Source organism: Arthrobacter sp. efr-133-TYG-118, from assembly GCF_030209755.1.
Classification (GTDB): Bacteria; Actinomycetota; Actinomycetes; order Actinomycetales; family Micrococcaceae; genus Arthrobacter.
Map to the genome: position 1 here is coordinate 1 of NZ_JARVRH010000028.1, position 2,330 is coordinate 2,330.

The following is a 2,330-nucleotide window of genomic DNA, read 5'->3' on the forward strand; positions in this document are numbered from 1 at the left end:
CCCAGACCTTGGCCCCGACGATGGCTTGGTGGCGGAAGTCGATGGGGTCATCGCAGACGGCCTGGCCTTTGAGGTGGTTGGAGATGGCCCAGACTTTGAGGTTGTATTTGTCCAGGACGGCGAGTTTGTTCTCGACGTAGCCGGGTTCGTCCCAGCGCCAGGCGTCCAGGTGGTCGCCGGACACGGCGATTTCCAGGCCGTCATAGCCCCAGCCGGAGGCGAGTTTGGCGACGTCTTCGAAGGGCAGGTCGGCCCATTGGCCGGTGAAGAGGGTGTACGGGCGGGGCATTGGTTCTCCTTGGGAAAAGTTTCGGGCGTGCTTCAGGCCAGGGCTGGTCAGTGGCTGGCGACCTGGATGATGGCGGACTTGGCGTCGGCGGATTCTTCGATGGCGGCCAGGATGCGCTGGACGGCGAGTCCTTCTTCGAAGGAGGGTGTCGGCGGGGTGCCGGTGTCGATGGCGGTGAGGAAGTCGCGGATTTCGTGGGTGAAGGTGTGTTCCCAGCCGATGACGTGGCCCTGGGGCCACCAGGCGTCCATGTAGGGGTGTTCGGGTTCGTTGACCAGGATCCGGCGGAAGCCCTGCTCCCGGACGGGCACCGTGGCGTCCATGAAACCCAGTTCGTTGATGGTTTCCAGGTCGAACAGGATGGACCCTTTGTCGCCGTAGATTTCCATCGTGAGCGAGTTCTTCTTGCCGGTGGCCATGCGGGAGACTTCCACCGAGGCGACCGCCCCGGAGGCGAGGGTCAGCGTGGCCCAGGCGGCGTCGTCGACCGTGACTTGTTCCGGACCGTCCGCACCGGGGCGGCTGTCCACGAAGGTGTGGAGCCGGCCGGAGACCTCGGTGACGCTGTCCCCGAGGAGGAAGAGGACCTGGTCGATCGCGTGGGAGGCGATGTCGCCCAGCGCCCCGGACCCGGCGGTTTCCTTGTTCAGCCGCCAGGTCATGGGGGAGTCGGGGTCCACGAGCCAGTCCTGCAGGTATGCGGCCCGGACGTGCCGGACCGTGCCCAGCCGGCCCTCCGCGATCAGTTCCTTCGCGAGGGCCAGGGCCGGGACGCGGCGGTAGTTGAAGCCGATCATGGACTGGACGCCGCGGCCCCGGGCGGCGCGCGCGGCTTCGGTCATGGTTTCGGCCTCGGCCAGGGTGTTCGCGAGGGGTTTCTCCACGAGGACGTGCTTGCCCGCTTCCAGCGCCGCGGTGGCGATTTCGGCGTGCATCCAGCCCGGCGCGCAGATGTCCACGATGTGGATGTCATCGCGTTCCAGGACCTGGCGCCAGTCCGTGGCGGACTCGCTCCACCCGTACTTCGCCGCGGCCTCGGCGACCTGTTCCGCATCCCGGCCCACGAGCACTTTCTGCTCGAAGGCCGGAACGTCGAAGAAGGACGCCACGTTCCGCCACGCGTTCGAGTGGGCTTTGCCCATGAACGCGTAGCCGATCGCGGCAACACCCAGGGGTGTCTTCGCGGCGTTGGTATCCGCACTGGTTCCCTCCGGGGAGGCGCCGTGGTGCGGGTTGGTGGGGGTGGGGGCGGGGCTGGTCATGAGTGGTTCCTAGAGGGTGGCGGCCATCGGGTCCCAGTCCTCGGGGAGGGCCTGGGAGGTCACGGCGGAGCTGTCGACGCCTACAAAGGTGCCGGTTTCGGCGGACTCGGAAATGGAGACCAGGGTGTCGACCACGTGGTAGGCCAGGGCTCCCTGGGCGCGGTGCGGGACACCGGCGCGCAGGGACCGGGCCATGTCCAGCACGCCCATCCCGCGGCCGTTGGCCGGTCCCGTGGCGGGGATGGTTTCGGCTTCCTCGGCCCCGGCGCGCCAAAGCTTGAGGTCGCCGTCGAAGTAGTTCGGGTCCGGCAGTTCCAGGGTGCCCTCGGTGCCGGTGATCTCCACGAAGCCCATCCGCAGGCGGGGGGACTCGAAGCTGAAGACACTGTGCGAGGAGGCGCCGGACTCGAACTGGAGCATCGCGGAGACGTGGGTGGGGACCTCGACGGGGAATTCCTCGCCGGCCTTGGGCCCGGAACCGACCACGCGGGTCTCCTTGGCCTTGGACCCGACGGCGGCCACGCGCCGCACGGACCCGAAGGCCTGGACCAGGGCGGTGATGTAGTACGGGCCCATGTCGAACAGGGGGCCCGCGCCGTGGGCGAACAGGAAGGCCGGGTTCGGGTGCCAGGACTCCGGGCCGGGGGTCTGGAACATGGTCAGGGCGGTCAGCGGGGTGCCGATGTCGCCGCGTTCGATGATCCGGCGGGCCGTCTGCAGGCCCGCGCCCAGGAAGGTGTCCGGTGCGCAGCCGAGCCGGATGCCCGCGGCGTCGGCGG

Annotated in this window: 2 protein-coding genes and 1 pseudogene; all 3 read right to left on the reverse strand. The window is 68.7% G+C overall.

Going from position 1 to position 2,330, the window contains the following annotated elements:
* Positions 1 to 289 (reverse strand): annotated as a pseudogene (locus QRN59_RS20745) (sugar phosphate isomerase/epimerase); the annotation flags it as partial.
* Between the two features lie 47 nt (positions 290 to 336).
* The gene (locus QRN59_RS20750) at positions 337 to 1,551 is read right to left on the reverse strand and encodes a Gfo/Idh/MocA family protein (RefSeq protein WP_284984342.1); all 1,215 of its coding nucleotides are present in this window, start codon (positions 1,549 to 1,551) and stop codon (positions 337 to 339) included.
* A gap of 9 nt (positions 1,552 to 1,560) precedes the next feature.
* Positions 1,561 to 2,330 (reverse strand): Gfo/Idh/MocA family protein (locus tag QRN59_RS20755; RefSeq protein WP_284984343.1); only part of this gene is annotated, 770 nt, incomplete at its 5' end.

Coding starts and splice junctions, on each gene's coding strand:
- QRN59_RS20750 (WP_284984342.1), bottom strand. CDS start 1,551: ATGACCAGCCCCGCCCCCACCCCCACCAACCCGCACCACGGCGCCTCC.